The sequence below is a fragment of the Streptomyces sp. JLBG701 genome, from assembly GCF_058544905.1.
In genome coordinates this window covers 7,652,788-7,675,886 of sequence record NZ_CM178588.1, presented here as the reverse complement: position 1 = coordinate 7,675,886, position 23,099 = coordinate 7,652,788, and the positions used below count along the sequence as shown (strand labels likewise).

Genomic DNA, 23,099 nt, shown 5'->3' with positions numbered 1-23,099 from the left:
GCGCAAGGCATTGACGAGCTTGCTGACAAGCAGTCTCATAAGAGCCATGACGACGACCCAGACGGATGTCGACGCCCTCGAAGGGCTGCGGGACGCGCTCGGGCTGCTCAAGGACCGGGAGCAAGTAGCCGAGCGCCTCCTGGCCTCCTCCGCCAAGCACTCCTTCGACCCGGACAAGGAGCTGGACTGGGACGCGCCCTTCGAGGAGGGCAAGTGGTTCTGGCCGCCGGAGCTGGTGTCGCTGTACGGCACCCCGATGTGGAAGGGGATGAGCGAGGAACAGCGGATCCTGCTCTCCCAGCACGAGGCCGCCTCGCTCGCCTCGCTCGGCATCTGGTTCGAACTCATCCTCATGCAGCTGCTCGTACGGCACGTCTACGACAAGGCCGCCACCAGCGCCCACGTCCGGTACGCGCTCACCGAGATCGAGGACGAGTGCCGCCACTCCAAGATGTTCGCCCGCCTCATCTCGCACGGCGAGACTCCGTGGTACCCGGTCAGCCGCACCCACCAGAACCTGGGCCGCCTGTTCAAGACGATCTCCACCACCCCCGGTTCCTTCACGGCCACGCTCCTCGGCGAGGAGGTCCTCGACTGGATGCAGCGGCTCACCTTCCCGGACGAGCGCGTCCAGCCCCTTATCCGGGGAGTCACCCGCATCCACGTCGTGGAGGAGGCCCGCCACGTCCGGTACGCCCGTGAGGAACTCCGGCGCCAGATGGTGACCGCGCCGAGGTGGTCGCAGGAGTTCACGCGGGTGACGTCGGGGGAGTTCGCGCGGGTGTTCTCGGTGGCGTTCGTGAATCCGGAGGTGTACACGAACGTCGGCCTGGACCAGCGCGAGGCCATGGCCCAGGTGAAGGCCAGTGGCCACCGACGGGAGGTCATGCAGACGGGGGCGAAGAAGCTGACGGACTTCCTGGACGACATCGGGGTGCTGAGGGGGGCGGGCCGACGGCTGTGGAGGTCTTCGGGGCTGTTGGCTTGATGCAGGGTGCGGGCGAGTGGCCACATCAGACCCGCAGCCCGACGACTACCCTGCCCCCATGCCCCCTGCCGCCCCCGCCTACCGCCGCCTGAGCGTCGAGGAACGCCGCAACCAACTCCTCGACGCCGCTCTAAAACTCTTCGCACACCGCGCCCCCGAGGAGATCTCCCTCGACGACGTGGCGGAGGCGGCCGGAGTCTCCCGCCCCCTGGTCTACCGGTACTTCCCGGGCGGCAAGCAGCAGTTGTACGAGGCCGCACTCAGGTCCGCCGCCGAGGAACTCCAGCAGTGCTTCGACGAGCCACGGGAGGGCCCCCTCCTCCCTCGCCTGGGCCGGGCCCTGGACCGCTATCTCGCCTTCGTCGACGAGCACGACGCCGGCTTCAGCGCCCTACTCCAGGGCGGCAGCGTCGTCGAGACCTCCCGTACGACGGCCATCGTGGACGGCGTACGCCGGGCCGCAGCCGTGCACATCCTCCGCCACCTCGACGTGCCGGACCCGGGACCCCGGCTGCGGATGACGGTCCGCATGTGGATCACCGCCGTGGAGGCCGCGTCGCTCATCTGGCTGGACGAGGACAAGCAGCCGCCCCTGGACGAGCTGCGGGACTGGCTCGTGGAGCAGTTCGTGGCCGTACTGACCGTGACCGCCCGCCGGGACCCGCAGACCGCCGCGGTCGTGCACGGTGCCCTGACGGCGGATGGCTGAGACTGGTGCCGTGAAGAGCGAAGACACCCCGTTCGAGGGCGGCCCGATGGACGGCCGTGTGCTGCCCGTACTGCTCGGCCCCACCGGGCATCCCCCCAAGACGTATCGCATCCCGGTCCCGGACGCGGCGGGCGGCCCGCCGACCGTGCTGGTCTACCGCCGCGTACCCCGGGGCTACGGCAAACGACTGGGCCTTCCGCAGGGCTGGAAGTACGAGTTCGACCCGGAGGGCAGGAAGTCGGGCAAGCTCAAGTGGCCATGGTCCAAACCGGACGCAAAACCGGACGCCGATCCAGACGCCACGCCGGGCGGCAAGCCGGACGACGCCAACGGATGACGCCGTTGCGCCGAACCGCGCACACCCGGCGCGCGAAGTCCGCGCCCACGTCTGATGCTCACGGTGCGGAGCGGAGGGACCGCCCGCACCGGAGGTGATGATGTGTCAGGAAGGCTTCTGCGTCTGGTGTGTACGGCGGCGCTGGCGGCCGGGACCGTTCTCGTGTCCGTCCCAGCGGTGGCCGTACCGGAACCACAGGTCCCCGAAGAACGCTCCGTCGCCGAACTCCTGACGGACCTTCAGCGGCTGTACCGGGAGGCCGAGGAGGCCACCGAGACGTACAACGCCACCGAGGAGAAGCTGGGGCAGCGGCGCGCCGAGGTCGTCCGCCTGGACCGCGAACTGGCCCGCGCCCGTCTCTCCCTGCACGACAGCCGAGGGGCGGCCGGCCGCCTGGCCCGCCAGCAGTACCAGAGCAGCACCGACATCTCCCCGTACGTACGCCTCCTCCTGGCCCGCGACCCACAGCACGCGCTCGACCAGGGCCATGTGATCGGCCAGTTGGCGCGGGAGCGCGCGGAGACGGTGGGCCGCCTGGAAGGCAGCGAACGCAAGACCGACGACCTCGCCCGCGAGGCACGCAAGGCCCTCGACGCCCAACTCACCCTGGCAGAGCGCCAGAAGAAGGAACGCGACGACGTACGCCGCCGCCACGACGACGTCGAGAAACTCCTCGTCTCCCTCACCACCGACCAGCTCACCGCACTGGCCGAGTTCGAGAAGAGCGAAGTCACCGACGCCCAGAAGGAGTTGCTGACCTCCGGCGCCCTGAGCGACGAGCGAAAGCCCTCAGCGGAGGGCGACCAGGCGGTCCGCTACGCCGTGAGCCAGCTCGGCAAGCCGTACGAATGGGGAGCGGAGGGCCCGAAGACGTACGACTGCTCGGGCCTGACCTCGGAGGCGTGGCGGCACGCCGGCACCCCGATCCCCCGCACCAGTGAGGGGCAGTGGGCACAACTGGAGAGAATCCCGCTGACCAAGCTACGCCCCGGCGACCTGGTGATCTACTTCCCCAAGGCAACGCACGTGGCGATGTACTTGGGGAAGGGAAAGGTGGTCGAGGCCCCCCGCACGGGCGAGAAGATCAGGATCTCCCCGATCGCGTCCCACCCGGTACTTGGAGCCGTACGCCCAGATGACAGGCTTAAAGGGGCGCGGGGCTGTGACATTTGCGGCTCCGCCGCGTGGGCGCGACCAGCCACAACGGACCCGCAGCTCCCCCGCGACGCTCAGCCACCGGCCACCGAAGCGAGGTAAGCCCCCGTCTTCTCAGGCTCATAGAAGAAGTTCTCGAAGTCGGCCGGATCATTGAACGCGTTGGCGAACCGATCAGCAACCGGCGGAAGCTGACCCGCCGCCCCGATCAGATTGAGGACATGCTCCGGCGGCGGCCCCAACATCGCGTTCGTCCACTTGGTGACGTGCTGAGCGGTGTCCCAGTACCGCTCGAACGTCCCCCGCATCCAAGCCTCGTCGAACTCCTTCTCACCATGCTCAAGGATCGACGCGAGATACGAAGCAGCGCACTTGGAGGCGGAGTTGGAACCCTGCCCGGTGATCGGGTCATTGGCGACGACGACATCCGCGACACCGAGGACCAGGCCCCCGCCGGGGAGACGGCCGATCGGATTCCGGACAGTGGGCGCATAACGACCCGCCAACGTGCCACCGGCATCCGTGAGTTCGACCTTCGTGGCCCGCGCATGCTCCCACGGCGTGAACTTCTCCATGAGTTCCAGGGTCAGGGAGAGATGTTCGGCCGGGTCCTTGACGCCGTTGAAGACGTCGAGCGGGCCGCCGGGTATGCCCTCCCAGAACAGGATGTCCGCGCGCCCGGAGGTCGTGAACGTCGGCATGATGAAGAGCTCGCCGACGCCGGGAACGAGGTTGCAGCGGACGGCGTCGTAGTCCGGGTGCTCGGCGCGCGGGCCCAGGCCGTGGACGTAGGCGACGGCGAGGGCGCGCTGCGGCTCGGTGTACGGGGAGCGGGACGCGTCCCTGCCGAACATCTGGACGAGTTCGCCCTTGCCTGCGGAGACGACGACGAGGTCGTACGTACGGGAGAAGTAGTCGAGGTCGCCAACCGCCGCACCGTGGATGACCAGTTGGCCGCCGCGCTGGGCGAACGTCTCCATCCAGCCGGCCATCTTCACCCGCTGGTCGACGGACTGCGCGTACCCGTCGAGCTTGCCCACCCAGTCGATCGCGCGCGCCGCGGGACCCTCGCTCCAGGAGCCGGGGGCGGCGACCGAGACGCCGAGTCCTTCGATCTTCGGGGCCTGGGACTCCCAGAAGTTCAGCTGGAGATCGCGCTCGTGCTGCAGTGCCGTGTGGAACATGCACTGCGTCGACATGACCCGGCCGGAGCGGATCTCGTCCGCCGTCCGGTTCGACATCAGGGTGACCTCGTACCCGTTCGACTGGAGTCCGAGGGCGAGTTGGAGTCCGGACTGGCCGGCTCCGACGACGAGTATCTTCCGCATGCGGGTGCTGACTCCTAAAGGCGACTACTCGGGGGTGACGTCCAGCGCGTGGCCGACGAGGGACAGGAGCGTCTCGATCACCGAGATCCTCCGCCGCGCATCCATGATCATTACAGGTATGTGCGCGGGGATCGTCAATGCCTCCCGCACGTCCTCCGGTTCGAACCGCTCGCTGCCGTCGAAGTGGTTGACCGCGACGACGTACGGCAGTCCGCAGCTCTCGAAGTAGTCCAGCGCGGGAAAGCAGTCCTTCAGCCGCCGGGTGTCCGCGAGGACGACCGCGCCGATCGCGCCGCGCACCAGGTCGTCCCACATGAACCAGAACCGCTGCTGGCCCGGCGTGCCGAACAGGTAGAGCACCAGGTCGTCGTCGAGCGTGAGGCGGCCGAAGTCCATGGCCACGGTGGTGGTCAGCTTGCCGGGCGTGCCCGTGAGGTCGTCGGTCTCCTCGCTGGCCTCGGTCATCAGCGCCTCCGTCTGGAGGGGCTCGATCTCCGAGACGGCGGTCACCAGCGTGGTCTTGCCGACTCCGAAGCCGCCCGCCACCACGATCTTCGTGGCGATGGGGGCCCGGGTGCGGTCCTGCTGCCAGGGCCGCATCACCTCGTCGGGTTCGGCGAGGCGGGAGACGCCGTAGGCGGCGGCGTCAGAGACGACGGAGTCCACTCAGCACCCTTTCCAGCAGAGCGCGGTCCGGACGGCCCGAGCCGTGACCGGTGCCGGTTCCGTACACACGGATCTTTCCCTGGTCCGCGAGGTCGCTGAGGAGCACCCGGACCACGCCGAGCGGCATCTTCAGCAGCGCGGCGATCTCGGCCACCGTGCGCATACGGCGGCACAGTTCGACGATGGCCAGCATCTCCGGCATGATCCGGGTGCTGAGGGAACCATTCGTCAGTTCCTTGCGCTCCTCGCCCGCTTCGAGCGCCGCCGTGCTGGCCACGAACGTCTCCACGAGGAGGACGTGACCGAAGCGCGTACGGCCGCCGGTGAGCGAGTAGGGACGCACGCGGGCGGGCTTGCGGTCGCCGCCGCGGACGGGGAGCTGGTGCTTGTTCTCGGGCCTGCTCATCGAGTGCTCCCCGTCGTCTCGCCCTCTAGGGATTTCCGTAGCTCGCTGCGGAGTTCGGGCGTCAGGACGTGGCCGGCCCGGCCGACGAAGAGCGCCATGTGGTACGCCACGACACTCATGTCGCAGTCCGCGGAGCCGTGCACACCGAGCAGCGAGCCGTCGCTGATCGACATCACGAAGAGGCTCCCCTCGTCCATCGCGATCATCGTGTGTTTCACCGTGCCGAACTGCATCACCTTGGCGGCGCCGATGGTGAGGCTGCCGATGCCGGAGACGATGGTGGCGAGGTCGGCTGAGGAGCCGCGCGGGCTCTTGGGCTTCTCGGTCCGGGCCTCGCGTGCCTCGGCGTTTCTCCCCGGGTCGGAGGAGAGCAGCAGCAGACCGTCCGAGGAGACCACCGCGACGGACTGGATGCCCGGCACCTCCTCGACGAGGTTCGTCAACAGCCAGTGCAGATTGCGGGCTTCACTGCTCAGTCCGAAGGTACTGGGCGCGGTCAACTGCTTGCCTCCTCGACAGTGCCCCCCGTGGCTTCGTCGGCATGTGCGTGTGCGTGTGGGCGTGCGGGTGCCGTCTCTTGTTCGGGCGCCGCGGGCGCCGGGTTCTGTCCCGTCTGCTCGGCGATCTCCGCCTCCACGTCGCGGTACCCGGCCTCCGCCCCCCGGCGGAAACCTCCCAGCCTGCGGCGGAGCGCGTCGGCGTCCACGGACCCGGTACGCGGCCGGGGCGCCGTCGCGGGCGTGGTGACCTTGGGGGTGCGCTTGGGCAGCCCCTTGTCGGTGACCAGCTCCTCGGGCTCGGGATCGGGCTCGCGTCGGGCCTGGTCGGGGACGCGTTCGTGGGTGTCGGGGCTGATGGCGAACGGGTCGGTGGCGGCCTCTTCCTCCGTGTGCCCGGGGTCCTCTTCGGCTTCGGCCTGGGGCTCCGGGATGAGGAGCTCCATGGTGACCTCGGCAGGAGCGGGAGCGGGAGCCTCAACAGGCTCGGGCTCCGGCGCCTCGGTCGCGTCCGAGTGTCGTACGGCCTTCTCGGCCAGCGCGATCAAGCGGTCCCCGCCCTCCGAACGGCCGTACAGGACGTTGGAGTTGACCTCCGCGTCCGCGCCCGGCAGGGAGTAGGCGTGCGGGGTGCCGGTGGCCGGTGAGGTGGTCGGGACGGCGGCGGGCGGGGCGGCGGCGAGGAGGCCCTTGGGCAGGACGACGACCGCTGCGGTGCCGCCCTGCTTCTGCTCGCGCAACTGGACGCGCACGCCGTGCCGTTGGGCGAGCCGGGCCACCACGAACAGGCCGAGCCCGAGCCCGTCCTCGCCCACCTCGGTGAAGCTGGTGTCCGAACCGAAGTCGGCGAGGCGGGAGTTGACCCGGCTCATCCGCTCCTCGGTCATGCCGATGCCCTCGTCCTGGACGGAGAGCATGACCTCGCCGCTCTCCAGGAGCCAGGCGGAGACCTCGACCGGCATGTCGGGCGGGGAGGACGCGGAGGCGTTCTCCAGGAGTTCGGCGAGCAGATGACTCAGGTCGTCCGCGGCGAACCCGGCGAGGTGCGCGTGCGGCGGCAGCGCGGCGATACGGACCCGCTCGTACCGCTCGATCTCGCTGACCGCGGCCCGTACGACGTCGACGAGCGGGACGGGACCGGCGTGCTGCTGGACGTGCTCGGCACCGGCGAGGACGAGGAGGTTCTCGCTGTGCCGGCGCATGACGGTGGCGAAGTGGTCGAGCTTGAAGAGGGTGGCGAGCCGGTCGGGGTCCTGCTCGCGCTCCTCCAGGCCCTCGATGACGGCGAGTTGGCGTTCGACGAGGCCGAGGGTGCGCAGGGCGAGGCTGACGAAGGTGCCGCTGACGGCGCTCTGCATCCCCTCCAACTGGGCCGCTGATTCGGCGAGTTGGACGCGGAGTTCCTCGCGGGCGTCGGCCATCTTCTGGCGCTGGCCGACGAGGTGCTTGCGGTCGCCTTCGAGGGTGGCGATGCGCTCGTGGAGGGCGACCGCGTGGGCGTGGAGGGTGTTGACGGAGCGGACGACCTTGGCGAACTCGTCGTTGCGGCCGGTGAAGGTGATGGGCTCTTCGGCGGCCGGGTCCTCCGCCTCGGCAAGGCGGGCCGAGCCGCGCTTGAGGACGGAGAGGGGGCGGGTGAGGGTGCGGGCCATGGCCGTGGAGACGCCGATGGTCAGCAGCATCAGGGCGCCGAGGACGGCGATGCGGATCTCCAGCGCGGTGACGTCGTCGTCGCGCAGCTGGGCGAGATCCTTGGTGCGGCGGTCGTAGAGGGAGGACTCGACGCCGCGCATCGCGTCGACGCGGGCGGAGAGCGCGGCGTCCAGCTTCTTGGTGCCGGTGCCGAGTTCGCCGTCGGAGAGGGTCGGCTGGTCGGTGAGAAAGGTGAGGTACTTCTCGGCGTTGTTGACCTCGGGCCCGGTGACGGTCGAGTCGTAGCTCGTCCGGGCGGCCTGGGTCGCGGAGTCGTCGAAGTCGGCGAGGGCGGCGTCCGAGCGGAGGCGGGCCTGCTGGGCGGCGGCGGTGAGCGCGTCGCGCTGCTTGGTGCCTTCGGCGGAGGACGACGTGACGGTGCTCGACAGTCCGGTGACCGGGTCGTAGACGCTCTGGGTGGTGCGCGGGATGGCGAGGGCCGCGAGGAGTAGTCCGCGGGCGGCGGCGGCCTGCTGGACGGCGGAGTCGAGCTCGGCGAGGGCGTACGCGCCGGAGCCGGCCCGAGTCGGCATCCGCTCGGCGAGATCCTCGGCGAGCTGATGCAACTCGGCAATGGCTGCGGAGTACGCCTCATGCACGTCGAGAGCACTGCTCTTGCCGGTGAGCGCCGCTCTCCGTACGGCCGCGATGCCGTCGAGGTCGGTGCGCAGCGAGGCGGGCAGGCCGGTGTCGGCGCTCAACTCCTCGACCTGCCGGTCGACCCGTGCGCTCTGCTGCTCGGAGGGCGCCTTGGCCTTGGCCCGCCCGGCAGCGATGTAGGAGGTGACCTCGTCGCGCTCGTCCGCGAGGGAGTGCGCGAGGGTGAGGGCGTCCTGGGTGTGTTGCGCGAGCGTCACCATGTCCTGGGAGTCGCTCAGTTGCCCGGAGGCGGCGAGGACGGAGGGCGCCCCGGCTCCGGCGATGGCGGCGGCCACGACAGCCACGGCCACGATCAGCCGATTGCGTACGTGGGTCGGGCGCCCCTTGCCGACGGTGGTACCCGGCGTCTGCTCGACGCCTCCACCGGAGGCCGTCTGCTTGCCTGTGCGCCGAGGCCGCGTCTTCTGCACCGGTGCTCGCATTCCTGTAACTCGTGTACCCATGGGCCCGGGTGACGTTACGTCAAAACGCCAGAAAAACATCGCCAGTCAACCAGTCAGCCAAATGGTGCCAACTGGTACGTACACCCGATACGGTCCCCGACCCTCCCAGTGCCGGTGGTCAGCGGTCGCGCATCATCTGACCCGCCACCCAAAGGAGTGAACCCCCAAGGAGAGTGGGCGGGCAAGTCCCGCGGACGCGCGCGACGGCCGTACGCGGCGGGCCGGTTGGACGCGAACGACGCCCGGTGGCAGGATTCGCCACCACGCTCGCCCGGAGCCAACCATTCCAGCCCAAATCTGGCGTCTGACCTGCACGGCTGCACCGATCCGGCAACCAATGCCAGCCTTGTGCGAACGTTGTGAACGGCTCGTGCAGACTGGCCGGATGCGAACCGAACTCGTTTCCGTCCCCGGAGACCCGGCCCGCCCCAACGAAGACTTCGCGAGCATCGCCCTACCGGCCTCCGGACAGGGCGGCACGGTGATCGCCCTGGACGGAGTGACCCCTCCGAAGGGCGAGACGGGTTGTCTGCATTCCGTCCCTTGGTACACGGCGAGACTCGGCGGGGCCCTGCTCGAACTGTCCGTTTCTGCCCAAGATCTGACGCTGCGGGAAATCCTCTCCAGAGCGATCCTTCGAACAGCCGAAGCCCACAACCCCACTTGTGACCTTTCTCACCCACGCACCCCTCAGGCAACGGTGGTTCTCTCCCGCTGGTCCGAGCACCGGATCGAGTACCTGGTCCTGTCGGACTCGGCCCTACTCCTGGAATCCCCGGATGGCACGGTGACTCCGATCCTGGACGACCGCCTGGACCGACTCCCCCGCACGTCTCTGTCCTCCGACGCGATCGCCGACTCGACGGTCCGCAACAAGGAGGGGGGCTTCTTCACAGCGGCGGCGGATCCGACGGTCGCGGGGCGGGCGGTGACGGGGAGCGTGCCGCGGGGCGAGGTCCGGTCGCTGGCTGCGCTGACGGACGGGGCTACCCGGTGGGTGGAGAAGTTCCGGGAGGGCGACTGGGGGGACTGCTTCAGGCTCGTACGGAAGGAGGGGGCGGGGTCGTTGGTGGAGCGGGTGCGGGAGCTGGAGCGGGCGGACGAGGGGGCGCGGGCGTATCTGCGGCGGAGCAAGACGCATGACGATGCGACGGTGGTGTTCGTGGAGCTGTGAGGGCTGTGGTGGTCAGGGGGCGCCGGGGGTGGGAGTGCTGCTCACCGAGGCCTCGCCGCCGGGTGTTGTGGGGGCGGGGCCGTTGTCCGGCGTGATCCACACACCCACCATGGCGGTGGCCAACGCGGTGGCCGCCGCCACCAGCACCGTGGTGGCCGGCACGGCTGTCGCGGACAGGGAGCGGAAGTTGCGGATCTGACCCCACCGGAGACCGGCGGCCCGAACCAGGCGGGCTTCCCAGTAGAGGCCTAGGACGAGGAAGACGGCGAGGCAGTCACCTGCGGTGAGTAGCAGGGAGATACCGAAGTCCCGTGGTTCCAGGCCCTGGTAAAGGAGTTGGGCGAGTTCGGCGGGGAGGACTACGGCAAGGAGACACAGCGCTTTACCGACCGGACTCCCGCCGCGCAGCCAAGAGTAGGCGTAACCATAGATCCAGCCGTATAGAGACCATCGCAGGCCGTACGACCACGCCTCGATGTAGCTCAGGTCCTGAGTCTCGCCAAGCAGGGGGAGCACCGTGTACGCGGCCCACGGCAGACTGAGCAGCGTCAGCATCACCGCCCCTGCGGCACCATTGCGCGTGGCTCCGCGTCCGCCCGAGGTTCCCAGAGCCGTCAAGCGGAGGGCGACCGACCGCTGCGGTGCTGTGCCACGGGCGCCGAGTGCGCCCAGCCCGTGCCATCTGGCATTCCACTCAGGTCTGGTGAGATCTCCCACCGCGAGAGCGGCCCTCGACGCAGTGAAGAACTCGCGCCGCCCCGCGGCCAGAGCCTGGTCCTTCAGGAGCGCGTGCACCAGTCGGTTGTGCACCCTGGGACGGACATCATGCAGCCGTACGGCGCGGTCTTCGGCAGCCGAGGGGAGCAGCCAGGAGAAGCCGCCTACCGCTATCGCCAAGGCGAGGTAGTAGCCGCTGCGCGAGGTCGTTCCGATGACCACGAACCCGTACAAGGCAAGCCCCGTGCCCACGGCCCCGATACCCAATCCCAAGACGGTCGTACGCGCGTGCGGGGGCCAGTGTCCGTCCCCACTGGACGACCTGAGGTACATGACTGCAACAACCAGGATGGCTATGAACGCAAGAGGCTGATTCGCGGCAAAACCGGAGTACAGGCCGACAGACGCCCACGAGCGCCCGCTCTCGTCCGCCGGGCTCCACGAGTACTCCCATTGCTCGCTGACGGCCTTCTGAATCGCTATGCCCCACAGAACCACTCCTGCGGCCAGCGTCCGCCACCTGCGGTGCTCATGCGCAGCCATCACGGTCCACGGGACAGCAAGCCATCCCCCACCCAGGGCCGCCAGGCCCAGCGAATTCACCAAGGGCCAGGAACCAAAGGGAAGATGAACGCCGGTGACAGGAAGACCAGTGCCCGGGCCTGCGGCCATAACGGTGACCCAGGCTCCGACCGCGGCGGTGGCAGCCCATCGCCGCCCCGCGAGCCTCCACACACCACGGTCCACGGTCCACCACGCTCCGGTGGCGGCCACCGCCGCAAGGACAACCGCGGCGAAGGGCAACGCGGTGCGCCCCGTCACCGCGAGCACGACGACGGGAAGGAGTAGCCCAACGCTCGGTACGACCAACGGAAACAGCTCCCCCACCCGAGGAGCACGGCCCTCACCGGCCCGCACAGTGAAGGCGGCCAGCAGAAAGGGAAGCAACGCCCACCACCAGACCGCCAACAACGAACCGCGGCCCGGATACTGCCACTCCGACCACGGCGGATAACCGCGTCCGGCCAGGGCGTAGAGCAGCAAGAGCCCCGTCACGGCACAGCCCGCCGTGGCCACCGCAATCCAGCGGCGACGCGTGGCCGGCGGCGCCCAGCTCCGTGCGAACGGCACCACCCACCAGCCGGTCACCGCTGTCACGGCCAACGCCAGCCAGAACGCCTCCCACCCGGGTGAAGGAGGCCTCTGCAGGAGCTGGGCGAGGACGACGGCGTCATTCGGGTCGCCGCCATTCGGGGTGTCCGGGTCGCCCAGCTCGATCGTGACCTGGGCGTCGTCAGTCGGCAGGAGCAGTTTCACGCGATGGGTGGTCTGGCTCAGCGTGGTGGCGCCCCGGAGAGCCAGGATGGCGCGGTCCCGTGTATCGATCGTGACGGTCCAACTGTCGTAAATCCCGTGCTCACCCAGCCAGTCACCCGGGCAGACGAGGGTGATCACGGTGTGGCCGTTGACGCAGTCGTAGGCGGTCCCCCGCCAGCTCAGCTCGCTGAGGACCGTGGTGGCGTACACAGGCGACTTCGGCTGCTGCTCAAGCCGGTCGTCATCCGGGTTGAAGCCGAATCCCCTGTACGAACAGTCGTCGGCATCCCGCCCCAGGGCAAGGTCGAACGGCACCCACGTGTACAAGTCCTGGGTGTCACTCCGCAGATCCTTGACCATGGGGTCATCAGGGCTGAGCGCCGCCGTGTGCCGCGCCGTGGCCATCCACTGTCCCGCCGTAGATCCGGTCCCGGGCGCGATGCGCACCAGTGTGCTGCCGGTTCGCTCCGGACGATCCTTCGCGAGGTACCTCGCTTCGGTCTCGTCCCAACTCTCCTCGGACGACTCGTCGTCCCGGCCATCGTCCTTCCCCGGGGAAACCGACCGCGAGTAAACCCGCTCGGCCACTTCGACCCACCCCAGATGCGCAGCCACCGGCGCGAGGACCACAACCGCGAGCAGCAGCCCCCCGCCGACCTTCCGCCCGTACCGCCCGACAACCCCAGCCATCGGCCACCGCCCCCGTCCCCCGGGGCGCCAGAGTAGCCGTCACCTGACTGTCAGTTGAGGCTGTCGGGCCTACTTCTCCATCCCCACGTTCAGCTGATGCAGCAGCCGCGCCAGTTCCGCCACCTCCAGCCGATCCCAATGGGACAGCTGGCTCACATACCGGGCCCGCCGGGCCTCCCGTACCTTCCCCACCCGGGTGCGGCCCTCCTCCGTCAGGTGGACCAGCCACGCTCGGCCGTCCGCAGGGTCGGGCTCGCGGGCGATCAGGCCCAGGTCTTCCAGGGCCCGGAGCTGGCGGGACATCGTCGCCTTGCCGACGCCGATGTAGCCGGCCAGCTCCGTCGCGCGCTGGCGGCCGTACTCGTCGAGGCGGACCAGGAGGCCGTACGCCGCGGACTCCAGGTCGGGGTGGACCTCACGGGCCATCTCACCCTGGTTGGCCCGGGCGCGCCGCAGGAAGACCGTCAACTCGCGCTCCAGGGACAGGAACTCCTGCTCCGCACGACCGTCGCCGTTTCCGTCCTCGTGCACGTCAGCACCCCTGTATCCGGTTTCGCGTTCTTGAAGGTTCTTGAATGTTCGTGAAGGTTCTCGAAGGTCTCCGCCTGACGGCGCCAGCGCCGCAGCTCCGTAAGTATTTCGCAGGCGCGGGCCTTCGGCAGCCTCTGCCCACCGGCTGACGTGCGGCGGTACAGCGGTATGGCGTACGGCGAAGGCCCGAGGTTCCCTCTCGGGTTCCCCGGGCCTTCCTCTATCCGGTCGCGTCCGTCACGCCGCCACCGGAACCTCCGGCGTCGCGCCGTTCGTGGCCGGCGACAGGGCCAGTTCCAGGACCTGGCGGACGTCCGTGACGGCGTGGACGTCGAGCTTGTCCAGGACCTCGGTCGGGACGTCGTCCAGGTCGGGCTCGTTGCGCTTCGGGATGATGACCGTGGTCACGCCCGCCCTGTGCGCCGCCAGCAGCTTCTGCTTCACGCCGCCGATCGGGAGGACCCGACCGGTCAGCGAGACCTCACCGGTCATCGCCACGTCCGTACGGACCAGACGCCCGCTCAGCAGCGACGCCAGCGCCGTCGTCATCGTGACGCCCGCGCTCGGGCCGTCCTTGGGGACCGCGCCCGCCGGGAAGTGGATGTGCACGCCCCGGTCCTTCAGGTCGCCCACGGGAAGCTCCAGCTCGGCTCCGTGCGAGCGGAGGAAGGACAGGGCGATCTGCGCGCTCTCCTTCATCACGTCACCCAGCTGACCGGTCAGGGTCAGGCCCGCCGCGCCCGTCTCCGGGTCGGCCAGCGACGCCTCGACGAACAGGACGTCGCCACCCGCGCCCGTGACGGCAAGACCGGTGGCCACGCCGGGGACGGCGGTGCGCCGCTCGGCCGGGTCCTGGGCGGACTCGGGGACGTGGTGCGGCCGCCCGATCAGCCCGCGCAGCTCGCCCTCCCCCACGTTGAACGGCAGCTTCCGCTCGCCCAGTTCGTGCTGAGCCGCGACCTTGCGCAGCAGCCGCGCGATGGACCGCTCCAGGGTGCGGACGCCGGCCTCACGCGTGTACTCGCCGGCCAGCTTGCGCAGCGCGCCCTCGTCGATCACGACCTCGTCGGCCTGCAGCCCCGCCCGCTCCAGCTGGCGCGGAAGCAGGTGGTCGCGGGCGATGACGACCTTCTCGTCCTCGGTGTAGCCGTCGAGCCGGACCAGTTCCATACGGTCGAGCAGCGCCTCCGGGATGGCCTCCAGGACGTTGGCGGTGGCCAGGAACACCACATCGCTCAGGTCCAGCTCCACCTCCAGGTAGTGGTCGCGGAAGGTGTGGTTCTGCGCCGGGTCCAGGACCTCAAGGAGCGCCGCCGCCGGGTCGCCCCGGAAGTCCGAGCCCACCTTGTCGATCTCGTCGAGCAGGACCACCGGGTTCATGGACCCTGCCTCCTTGATGGCCCGCACGATCCGGCCGGGCAGCGCGCCGACGTACGTACGCCGGTGGCCGCGGATCTCGGCCTCGTCGCGGACACCGCCGAGCGCGACCCGGACGAACTTCCGCCCCATCGCGTGCGCGACCGACTCGGCGACCGAGGTCTTGCCGACGCCGGGCGGGCCGACGAGGGCCAGTACGGCACCGCCGCGCCGCCCGCCGATGACACCGAGCCCACGCTCGCTACGGCGCTTGCGCACCGCCAGGTACTCGGTGATCCGCTCCTTCACGTCCTCCAGGCCCGCGTGCTCGGCGTCGAGGATCGACTTGGCACCCTGGATGTCGTACTCGTCCTCGGTCCGCTCGTTCCACGGCAGTTCGAGGACGGTGTCCAGCCAGGTCCGGATCCACGAGCCCTCGGGCGACTGGTCGCTGGACCGCTCCAGCTTGTCGACCTCCTTGAGGGCGGCCTCGCGGACCTTCTCGGGCAGGTCGGCGGCCTCGACACGCGCGCGGTAGTCGTCGGACTCCTCGCCCTCCTGCTCACCGTTGAGTTCGCGCAGCTCCTTGCGTACGGCCTCCAGCTGCCGGCGCAGCAGGAACTCGCGCTGCTGCTTGTCGACGCCTTCCTGCACGTCCTTGGCGATGGTCTCGGCGACGTCCTGCTCGGCGAGGTGGTCGCGCAGGTACTGAGTGGCGAGCTTCAGCCGGGCCACCGGGTCCGCGGTCTCCAGGAGCTCGACCTTCTGCTCGGTGGTCAGGAAGGGTGAGTAACCGGAGTTGTCGGCCAGGGCGGACACGTCGTCAATGGCCTGCACCCGGTCTACGACCTGCCAGGCGCCGCGCTTCTTCAGCCAGTTCGTGGCGAGCGCCTTGTACTCCTTCACCAGCTCGGCGACATGCCCGGGCAGCGGCTCGGGAACGTTCTCGTCAACCCTGGCCCCCTCGACCCACAGCGCCGCACCCGGGCCGGTGGTCCCGGCGCCGATCTTCACGCGGCGGCGAGCGCGGATCAGCGCTCCCGGGTCACCGTCGGCCAGCCGACCGACCTGCTCGACGGTGCCGAGCACTCCGGTGCTCGCGTACGTCCCGTCGATGCGTGGCACCAGGAGTACCTGCGGCTTGCCGGGCGTTGAACGGGCAGCGGCCTGTGCGGCCTCCACCGCGGCTCGTACGTCGGTGTCGTTGAGGTCCAGCGGAACCACCATCCCGGGCAGCACGACCTCGTCGTCGAGCGGCAGCACAGGCAGGGTGAGCGGTGTGGATACGGAAGCCATTGATCTCCCCTTTGGCAGTCAAGTTGAGCTATGCCGACTCAATGCACGTGAGCCTCCGATTGTTCCCCGACCCCCGTTCGCTCTGAGCGATCGGGGAAGGGGGAGGGGAAACGGGAGAGGAAGAGGGCGGGCGCGGACTGGCCACCGGTCACCATCTAGGTAATACTCCTATACAACTAGTGACTATTACCTGGGGGTGTCGTGGACGGGCTAGTGCAGGCATGGGTGGACGGGTGGGTCGTATCGCGCGGGGCGGCTCCGCCGCAGGTGGAACCCTGGGGCTGCACCATCGATGTCGGACAGGCCCACCACGTCTCGCGGCACGTCCTCGGCGCCACGAACGACTCCGTCGAGGAGGCCACCGTCCGCAAGGTCGCGGACGCGGTGACCGGGCCCGGCGTGTGGCTCAAGGTCTTCACCGACCCGGCGGTGGTCGGGCCCTGGCTCGGAGCGGACTGGTGGGTCGACCCCGAGGCGGGCTACCTGATGTCGGTCCCGCTGACGCCGGCCGCCGGAGACACCGCAGCGCCCCCGGCCGGTTACCGCGTCCGCGTCTGGACCCGGGGCGGAGTCACCCGCATGCTCGTCGCCGCCCCAGACGGCTCCCTCGCCGCACGCGGCCAGGTCGCCCCGGCCGGCGCCACCGCGGTCTTCGACCAGATCGAGACGACCCCCGCCCACCGCCGCCGGGGCCTGGGCAGCCTCGTCATGCGCACGCTCCAGCACGCGGCGGCCGCCCAGGGCGCGGAGACCGGCGTCCTGGGCGGCACCCCGGCGGGACGGGCCCTGTACGAGTCCTTGGACTGGCGGGTGCACGCCCTGCTCACCAGCGCGAAGTTCACGGGGCCGGAGGGTCAGGCGCCGGTCAGCGCTGCCGGTGCGTCGTCCGTCTCCCTGAGGGAGGCCGACAGGGCGCGGGCCTCGTGTTCGGTCATCCGGGAGGTGTCGTACGGCACGGCATTGACCCAACGCTGAGCCAGCCGGGAGATCCGCTCGCCGTACCGCATCGCGGTGATCCGGTCGCCACGCGATCCGGCGTGCTCCGGCCCCTGGTCGGCGTGGCTCTGGCTCATCAGACCCAGCCAGGAGCCCAGCCGGTTCACATCGTCGCGGGCTCCACCGCTCCAGTTGTTGCCCGGCATGTCGCCCACGCCGATCCACTGCATGCCCAGCTGCGCGGCGAAGACCGCCAACTGCTCCAGGACCACCAGCTTGTCGCCGCTCTGCGAGGCGGACATGGTGAACCCTCCGGCCAGCTTGTCCTTCCATGCCTGCGTCGTGAACGGCGTGAACGCCGCCTCCATAAACGCCTTGAACACCGCCGACACGCTGCCCATCAGTGTCGGGCAGCCGAGGACGATCGCATCGGAGCGCTCGAGCAGCGCCAGCACCTCCGCATCGTGCCAACGGCCCGCGGTGACGTCCTCGGGCCGGATCTCGACGAGATACACCCGGGCGCCCGGCACCAGCCGCGCCCCGTCGGCGAGGTGCTCGGCCAAGACCCGGGTGTGCCCGTGCACCGAGTGGTAGACCACCGTCACCGTGACCATCGGCGCATCGTGCTCACGGTCAACGTCATTGACTGGCATGTGCTCTTCACTACTTCCGGTCGTGGGGAAATCCCTGCTTGCCCAGCCATCACAACCTGCGTACGGCACAGCATCAACGCCGAACTTCGGCACGCAGCGATCGGTCACACCGATCGATCGCGTTAGCCTGGCCCCGTGGACAGGATGGAACTGGAAGCATTCGTCGCGGTCGCGGAAGAGCTCCACTTCGGCCGCGCCGCCGCGCGCCTGCACCGGGGGCAGCCCACCGTCAGCGACGCCGTCAGGCGGCTGGAGAGCACCCTGGGCGGGCGGCTGTTCCACCGCACCAGCCGCCGGGTGTCACTGACCGACCTCGGCGAAGCGCTGCTGCCCGACGCCCACGCCACCCTGGCCCAGCTGCGCCGCTTCCAGCAGCGCGGACGCTCCCTGGCCGCCGGCGACCGGACCCGCACCACCCTCGTCGTCGCCCACGCCGAATACACCGACCACCAGCTGCTGTTGCGCTGCCTGCCCCAACTGCGCGTCCGTTTCCCCGATGTGACGATCGTGCCGGAGGCCATGCCGACCACAGCCCAGCTCACCGCCCTGCGGGCGGAGACGATCGGGCTGGGCATCGGCTGGGCGACCGGCGACCTCACCGGCGTACGCGCGAGGGTGCTGTCCACCGAGAGGTTCATGGCGCTCGTACCCGCGACCCACCCCCTCGCCGGGCACGCCGAGCTGAACGCGTCCGAACTGTCCACCACCGGCCTGCTCACCTGGCCGCACCAGATCAACAGCGGTCTCTGCGACCGCCTCCTGTCCGCCTTCCACATCGGCGGAGCCGACCTGCGCATCATCAGAACCGCCGACAGCGTGCACGCCATCGCCGCTCATGTCGCCGCGGGAACGGGCATCGGCATCACCATCGAATCCGCACTCGAACACCAGCCACCCGGTCTGCGCATCATCCCCCTCACCGGCCCTTCGACCACCGCCGACCAGGTCGTCCTCACCCCCACCGAGCCGTCGGACACCGCCACGGCACTGCGGGACCTACTGCTGCACGCCTCGGCAAAGTCGCCCTCCACCGATCATTGACCGGTGATGGAGGGCAGCAGGTAATCGCGAATGAACGCCCTCGGGTCGATCTCCTCGTTGACGCTGTTGTCACTGGTGTTCTCGCTGGTCACGAGCACGATGTCGGCGCTGGGGATGACGTAGACGAACTGGCCGCCATATCCCCAGGCGAAGTACGTGGAGCGCCCCGAGATGGTGTCCGTCCACCAGCCCTCGGAGTAGGCGAAGGTGTCGTCGACCTGTGTGGTCCGGGCTTGCGCCGCCCGCACCGCGGCATGTGGCACGAGTCGCCGGCCGTCCCACTTGCCGTCGTGCAGGTAGAGGAGGCCGAACCTGGCCATCTCCCGTGGCGTCAGATAGACGTTGTATCCGCCGGAGGAGATGCCTCGCGGGTCACGTCCCCAGTGCTCGGCCGTGACGCCCATCGGTCCGAACAGGTACCGGTGGGCGAACCGGCACGTGCTCATTCGCGTGGCTTTCTGCAGCACGGCTGACACGACGTGCGTATTGCCACTGCTGTAGTTGTACGTCACACCAGGGGCGGATACGAGCGAGCGGCCCAGAATCTTCTGAACCCAGTCCGTCGACGCCTTCTCGACCTGGCTCTCGGTCGAATCCTCCGTCCAGTCGAGACCCGACTTCATGGTCAGCAGGTGCCGTATGGTGATCTTTTTCTTGTACGGCGATGTCTTGCCGGACGTATCGCCGAAGTACTCCGGCAGATAGTCGGCCACCGGGTCGTCCAGGCCGCCGATGTAGCCCTTCGCGACGGCGATGTGGACCAGCGCCTGCAGAATGCTCTTCGACACCGAGTGGACGTTGTTGCTCTGGTCCGCGCCACTGCCGTGGTAGTACCGCTCGGCAACGAGACGGTCGTGCCGGATGACAAGCGCGCTGAAGAGCGACGCGTTACCCCCGAGCTTGGTCAGCCCCGTTCGCAACAGGGTGGAATCCATCCCCTGCTTCTCCGGCGCGGTCTATGTCGGATTGCTCTCATAGAACGTACGACCGTTGCCCGCGATCCGGTCACAATCGACGGTCGCCGTCCTGGTCGTCGACGTCGCGGACTCGACGCACCCGGCCAAGGCCAGGAGCGGGAGTATCGGCACCACCCAGGCCAGCCGCCACGATCTCCGCTTTCGCGATCTCATGACCGACTTCATCCCGATCCCACCACCCTTGCGGGCACCGTATCCAGGACGGTGGAGTCGGGTGGCGGCTTTCCGTGATTCGGCTGAGTGCCAGGTCAGGAGTAGCTGGCCAACTGTTCGTCGAGCGTCCAGATTTCGGCCGTCGTGCCTGACGTCCGCTCCACGTACCGATTCCGCTCCGCGAGGATGCTCAGGTCGCCACAGCCGAGACGTTGCGACGCCAACTCGACGAGAGTGACCCCTGTACCGGCGCCGCCAATGAGGTCGAGCAGATGCGTCTCGTCCCATTCCACTCGGTGGAGGGTCCAGGGCGCCTTCCGCTCGACGACCATGCGCAGTACCTCCGAGAACCTCTCGGCGCAGCTCCGGCGTAATCGTCCGTCGGCGATCTGGGCGATGTGATTGCCGGTCTCGATGACCGCGGTCACCGGCAGGATCAGCTCATGACTCTTGCGCAGCTCGGCCAGTTCCGCGAGGACGGACTTCCGGTCCTGGTCCATGTGCGGCACGGCGAGCAGGTTGCAGAGCACGGAGGTGTCCACGAAGGAGACGGGACGCGCCATGTGTCAGCCGATCCCCATCAGCCGGTCGAAGTCCGAGTAGTCCCGTTCCTCGGGCCGTAGCGGGAGGCGGCCCCGGGCGACCACGTCACCGAGCCTTCCCTCGGCCATCGCCGCCGCGTATCCGTCGATCTCCGGCAGCCTCTGCAGACGGCTGCGGCCCGCCCCCGATTCCCGGTCGCACACGATCACTCCGCGGTGGTCGTCGCCCGAGAGCGCGGAGAGCAGTGCCGGGCTGTGGGTGGTGACCAGCACCTGCGTCCCTTCGCGGGCCACGGCCTGGTGCAGCAGGTCCAGAAGGAGGTTGGCCTGCGAGGGGTGCAGGCCGTTCTCCAGTTCCTCAACGACGAGGGTGAGGCTGCGCTGCGCCCGCGGTCCCGCGTCAATGTCAACGCCGTGTCGCCCAGAGATCAGCGCGGTGGCGATGGCGAGGAACCGCAGCATGCCGTCGCTCATCTCCCGCGCCGGGGTGATGCCGCCCTGGCCCTCGTCGATGACGAGCATGACGTCATCGAGGTCGGACCGCGTCGTCCGCAAGTGTTCGATGGGGTGCTCGGCGACACGTCGCAGCGCGGCTTCGAGCAGGGCGAATTCCTCGGGCGCGCTCTCGGCGATGCGACCGACCGCCGCCGAGAGGTTCTCCGCGCTGCGCCGCAGCTCGGCGTCGCTTGCGGGGACGTACTGGCGCATCAGGTGAGGTACTGGGTCCAGGTGAAAGGCCCCACGCAGCGCACCGACCACTACCTCGGCCGCCTCGATCATGTCGTCTTCCCTCGCCACAACAGAGAGGAATCCGGTGACCGCATCGGAGCAGAACAGCCGATCGCCGTTCGACTTCACACGGGACTTCCGTTCGGGGCGATCCGCGTACCGCTGGATCACAATGCTCCCGCTGCCCGACTCCGGGAGCAGGGAGCGGAACAGCATCGGCTGCCCATCACGCGTCTGGCCGGACAGCCTCTCGGCGATGATCCGCACGTCAGGGCGCACCCGTACGACCACATCGAGCGTCGCGGGTGCCCCCCAGGGAGTGTCCACCGTGCAGCCGAGCTTGAAGATGTCCGACCCGTGCGGCGGGCACCCTCCGAGCCCTCCGCGTACGGCGCCGATGTCCCGGCGGCGGCCGTCCAGGGCGTCGCGAATGTCCTCTCCGGTGGCCAGCCGGGACAACACGTCGAGACCGTCCAGCGCATTGGACTTCCCGCTGCTGTTCCGCCCTATCAGCACGGTCAGCGGCTCCAGCGGAAGCACCGCGTCTTGGAAGGTCTTGAAGTGGGTGAGCCGCACTTCGGAGACCGTTGCCAGGTGGGACAAAGAGGACCTCCTCCTCAGCTGCCAGCAGCCTACTTGTCCTGCGCCGGCCCCGGCCAACACCACCGTCACGCCGCCACGCGCCCCGGCACGTCCGACAGCAGCTCGAACCAAACAACCTTGCCCTGGGCAGGCCCCACCGGAAAGCTCCCCCACGCGTCGGCACACAGGTCCACGAGCGCGAGGCCGCGACCGCCTTCCGCGTACGTCTCGGGGTCGGCCAGGGGGCACGGCAGCGGCTGGCCGGTGTCCCAGATGCTGCCCCTCAGCCGCTTGTCCGCCCACTTCAGACTCACGGAGGCGGGACCGGGCGCGTGACACCAGGAGTTCGCGAGCAGCTCGGAGGTCAACAGAACGGCGGTGTCTACGAGTTCGGGGAGCCCGTGGCGGTCGAGCACGGAACGGACGGTGGCCCGGGCGATGGCGGGGGCGAGGGGGTCGTAGGGGACGCGGAGGGTGTACTGCCATTCGGTGGGGGACTGGGGCGGGCGTTCGCCCATGGCAACTCCTGGCCAGCGTAGGGGTGTTGAGGGGCTGGTAATCGGCCCGACACTCACGGTAGGGCAAGGTGGAAACATCTACTACCGATTCACGCTATTTATCGTGCGAGTAGACCCGATCGTGTAGTGCAGGCAAGACTGTCGCCCATGCCACCAAGGACATCACCGACGTTGCGACAGCTGCGCCTGGGAACCGAACTGCGGCGCATGCGAGAGCAGTCGGGACTCGCCATCAACGACGCAGCCACCGCGCTCGGCGTGAGCCGCACCCACATCACGAACGTGGAGCTGGCCCGCTTCGGAGTGAGCGAGCAGCGAGTGCGCGCCCTCGCCTCGATCTACGACACACCGGACCAGGCGTACGTCGATGCGCTGGTGGGCATGACCCAGGACCGCAAGCCCGGTTGGTGGGAGGAGTACCGGGGGTTCATCGGAGTTGGAGCACTCGACCTCGCCGAGCTGGAGTTCCATGCGACGAGCCTGCACGTGTTCGCCGCCATGCATGTGCCCGGTCTGCTCCAGACCGAGGAGTACGCCCGTGCCGTACTCGCGGAGAAGGTGCCCTCCTGGCCGAGCCCCGAGCTGCGCCGTCGGCTTTCGCTCCGCATGAAGCGCCGCGACATCCTGGACCGGGAAATCCCGGCCTCATGCACGTTCGTCGTCCATGAGGCCGCACTGCGGCTGTGCTTCGGCGGCCCGGACGTCATGCGTGCGCAACTGAAGGAGCTGATCGACGCATCACGCCGCCGGAACATCACCGTACGGATCATCCCCTTCAGCTCCGGCGGCTTCCCGGTACCGGGGCTCACCGTGTCGTACGCGTCCGGCCCGGTGCCCCAGCTCGACACAGTGCAGCTCGACACCTCGATTGCCACGGAATTCCTCGATGCGCCCACTCAGTTGTCGAACTACCGTGTGCTTATGGAGCGCATCACCAAGGCCGCGCTCCCCAAGAAGGAGTCACGTGAGTTCATCAGCTCCGTCGTACAGAGCGTCTGAAGGGGGA

General features: G+C 69.1%; 20 protein-coding genes and 1 pseudogene. 8 read left to right on the top strand and 13 right to left on the bottom strand.

Annotated features, from left to right (window positions below; translation table 11 throughout):
* The first annotated feature begins 46 nt into the window (after window positions 1–46).
* The 4 genes from AC5DRG_RS35705 (at window position 47) to AC5DRG_RS35690 (ending at window position 3,291) form a co-directional block, all read left to right on the top strand.
* Window positions 47–988 carry an AurF N-oxygenase family protein gene (locus tag AC5DRG_RS35705; RefSeq protein WP_491803734.1) on the top strand — a complete coding sequence of 314 codons (942 nt, stop codon included), beginning with the start codon at window positions 47–49 and terminating at the stop codon, window positions 986–988.
* Between the two features lie 58 nt (window positions 989–1,046).
* Complete coding sequence (locus AC5DRG_RS35700) at window positions 1,047–1,697, top strand: TetR/AcrR family transcriptional regulator (RefSeq protein WP_491803733.1); 651 nt, start codon at window positions 1,047–1,049, stop codon at window positions 1,695–1,697.
* 10 nt (window positions 1,698–1,707) lie between these two features.
* A complete protein-coding gene (locus tag AC5DRG_RS35695) occupies window positions 1,708–2,034 on the top strand; it encodes a DUF8847 domain-containing protein (protein WP_491803732.1) in 327 nt (108 codons plus the stop codon).
* A gap of 102 nt (window positions 2,035–2,136) precedes the next feature.
* Window positions 2,137–3,291 carry a C40 family peptidase gene (locus AC5DRG_RS35690; protein ID WP_491803731.1) on the top strand — a complete coding sequence of 385 codons (1,155 nt, stop codon included), beginning with the start codon at window positions 2,137–2,139 and terminating at the stop codon, window positions 3,289–3,291.
* On the opposite strand, the gene AC5DRG_RS35685 is transcribed toward AC5DRG_RS35690, so the two are convergent.
* From AC5DRG_RS35685 to AC5DRG_RS35665, 5 genes are read right to left on the bottom strand one after another with little or no spacing between them, the layout of a single operon-like run.
* Window positions 3,264–4,517: a styrene monooxygenase/indole monooxygenase family protein gene (locus tag AC5DRG_RS35685; protein WP_491803729.1), complete on the bottom strand. Its 1,254-nt coding sequence runs from the start codon at window positions 4,515–4,517 to the stop codon at window positions 3,264–3,266. The genes AC5DRG_RS35690 and AC5DRG_RS35685 overlap by 28 nt on opposite strands.
* 24 nt (window positions 4,518–4,541) lie before the next feature.
* Window positions 4,542–5,183 (bottom strand): GTP-binding protein, encoded by a 642-nt coding sequence (locus tag AC5DRG_RS35680; protein ID WP_491803728.1) that lies wholly within the window; start codon window positions 5,181–5,183, stop codon window positions 4,542–4,544.
* Window positions 5,164–5,589 (bottom strand): DUF742 domain-containing protein, encoded by a 426-nt coding sequence (locus tag AC5DRG_RS35675; RefSeq protein ID WP_491803726.1) that lies wholly within the window; start codon window positions 5,587–5,589, stop codon window positions 5,164–5,166. The genes AC5DRG_RS35680 and AC5DRG_RS35675 overlap by 20 nt, the downstream gene beginning before the upstream one ends.
* A complete protein-coding gene (locus AC5DRG_RS35670; RefSeq protein ID WP_491803725.1) occupies window positions 5,586–6,089 on the bottom strand; it encodes a roadblock/LC7 domain-containing protein in 504 nt (167 codons plus the stop codon). Before AC5DRG_RS35670 ends, AC5DRG_RS35675 begins: the two co-directional genes overlap by 4 nt.
* Window positions 6,086–8,848 carry a sensor histidine kinase gene (locus AC5DRG_RS35665; protein ID WP_491803724.1) on the bottom strand — a complete coding sequence of 921 codons (2,763 nt, stop codon included), beginning with the start codon at window positions 8,846–8,848 and terminating at the stop codon, window positions 6,086–6,088. Before AC5DRG_RS35665 ends, AC5DRG_RS35670 begins: the two co-directional genes overlap by 4 nt.
* Window positions 8,849–9,266: 418 nt before the next feature.
* Between AC5DRG_RS35665 and AC5DRG_RS35660 the strand changes: the two genes are divergently transcribed.
* Window positions 9,267–10,055, top strand: a complete 789-nt coding sequence (locus tag AC5DRG_RS35660) for a hypothetical protein (protein ID WP_491803723.1) — start codon at window positions 9,267–9,269, stop codon at window positions 10,053–10,055.
* Between the two features lie 12 nt (window positions 10,056–10,067).
* Here AC5DRG_RS35660 and AC5DRG_RS35655 read toward each other — a convergent pair whose 3' ends face one another.
* From AC5DRG_RS35655 to lon, 3 genes are all read right to left on the bottom strand, one after another.
* A complete protein-coding gene (locus AC5DRG_RS35655; RefSeq protein WP_491803722.1) occupies window positions 10,068–12,779 on the bottom strand; it encodes a hypothetical protein in 2,712 nt (903 codons plus the stop codon).
* Between the two features lie 69 nt (window positions 12,780–12,848).
* Window positions 12,849–13,310: a MarR family winged helix-turn-helix transcriptional regulator gene (locus tag AC5DRG_RS35650; protein WP_491803720.1), complete on the bottom strand. Its 462-nt coding sequence runs from the start codon at window positions 13,308–13,310 to the stop codon at window positions 12,849–12,851.
* A gap of 237 nt (window positions 13,311–13,547) precedes the next feature.
* The gene (gene lon / locus AC5DRG_RS35645; protein ID WP_491803719.1) at window positions 13,548–15,962 is read right to left on the bottom strand and encodes an endopeptidase La; all 2,415 of its coding nucleotides are present in this window, start codon (window positions 15,960–15,962) and stop codon (window positions 13,548–13,550) included.
* A 201-nt stretch (window positions 15,963–16,163) separates the two neighbouring features.
* On the opposite strand from lon, the pseudogene AC5DRG_RS35640 reads away from it, so the two are divergent.
* Window positions 16,164–16,808 (top strand): annotated as a pseudogene (locus AC5DRG_RS35640) (GNAT family N-acetyltransferase); the annotation flags it as partial.
* Window positions 16,809–16,816: 8 nt separating this feature from the next.
* Here AC5DRG_RS35640 and AC5DRG_RS35635 read toward each other — a convergent pair.
* A complete protein-coding gene (locus AC5DRG_RS35635; RefSeq protein WP_491803718.1) occupies window positions 16,817–17,512 on the bottom strand; it encodes a flavodoxin family protein in 696 nt (231 codons plus the stop codon).
* A 183-nt stretch (window positions 17,513–17,695) separates the two neighbouring features.
* Between AC5DRG_RS35635 and AC5DRG_RS35630 the strand changes: the two genes are divergently transcribed.
* Window positions 17,696–18,592 (top strand): LysR family transcriptional regulator, encoded by an 897-nt coding sequence (locus AC5DRG_RS35630; RefSeq protein WP_491813248.1) that lies wholly within the window; start codon window positions 17,696–17,698, stop codon window positions 18,590–18,592.
* On the opposite strand, the gene AC5DRG_RS35625 is transcribed toward AC5DRG_RS35630, so the two are convergent.
* The 4 genes from AC5DRG_RS35625 to AC5DRG_RS35610 all read right to left on the bottom strand — a co-directional run bounded on the left by AC5DRG_RS35625 (window position 18,586) and on the right by AC5DRG_RS35610 (window position 22,093).
* Window positions 18,586–19,527, bottom strand: a complete 942-nt coding sequence (locus AC5DRG_RS35625; protein ID WP_491803717.1) for a serine hydrolase domain-containing protein — start codon at window positions 19,525–19,527, stop codon at window positions 18,586–18,588. The genes AC5DRG_RS35630 and AC5DRG_RS35625 overlap by 7 nt on opposite strands.
* Before the next feature lie 290 nt (window positions 19,528–19,817).
* On the bottom strand, window positions 19,818–20,285 hold the full coding sequence (locus AC5DRG_RS35620) for a hypothetical protein (protein WP_491803716.1): 468 nt from the start codon (window positions 20,283–20,285) through the stop codon (window positions 19,818–19,820).
* A gap of 3 nt (window positions 20,286–20,288) precedes the next feature.
* Window positions 20,289–21,596, bottom strand: a complete 1,308-nt coding sequence (locus AC5DRG_RS35615) for an AAA family ATPase (protein WP_491803715.1) — start codon at window positions 21,594–21,596, stop codon at window positions 20,289–20,291.
* Window positions 21,597–21,661: 65 nt separating this feature from the next.
* The gene (locus AC5DRG_RS35610) at window positions 21,662–22,093 is read right to left on the bottom strand and encodes an ATP-binding protein (RefSeq protein WP_491803714.1); all 432 of its coding nucleotides are present in this window, start codon (window positions 22,091–22,093) and stop codon (window positions 21,662–21,664) included.
* Between the two features lie 147 nt (window positions 22,094–22,240).
* On the opposite strand from AC5DRG_RS35610, the gene AC5DRG_RS35605 reads away from it, so the two are divergent.
* A complete protein-coding gene (locus AC5DRG_RS35605; RefSeq protein WP_491803712.1) occupies window positions 22,241–23,092 on the top strand; it encodes a helix-turn-helix domain-containing protein in 852 nt (283 codons plus the stop codon).
* Window positions 23,093–23,099 lie beyond the last annotated feature (7 nt).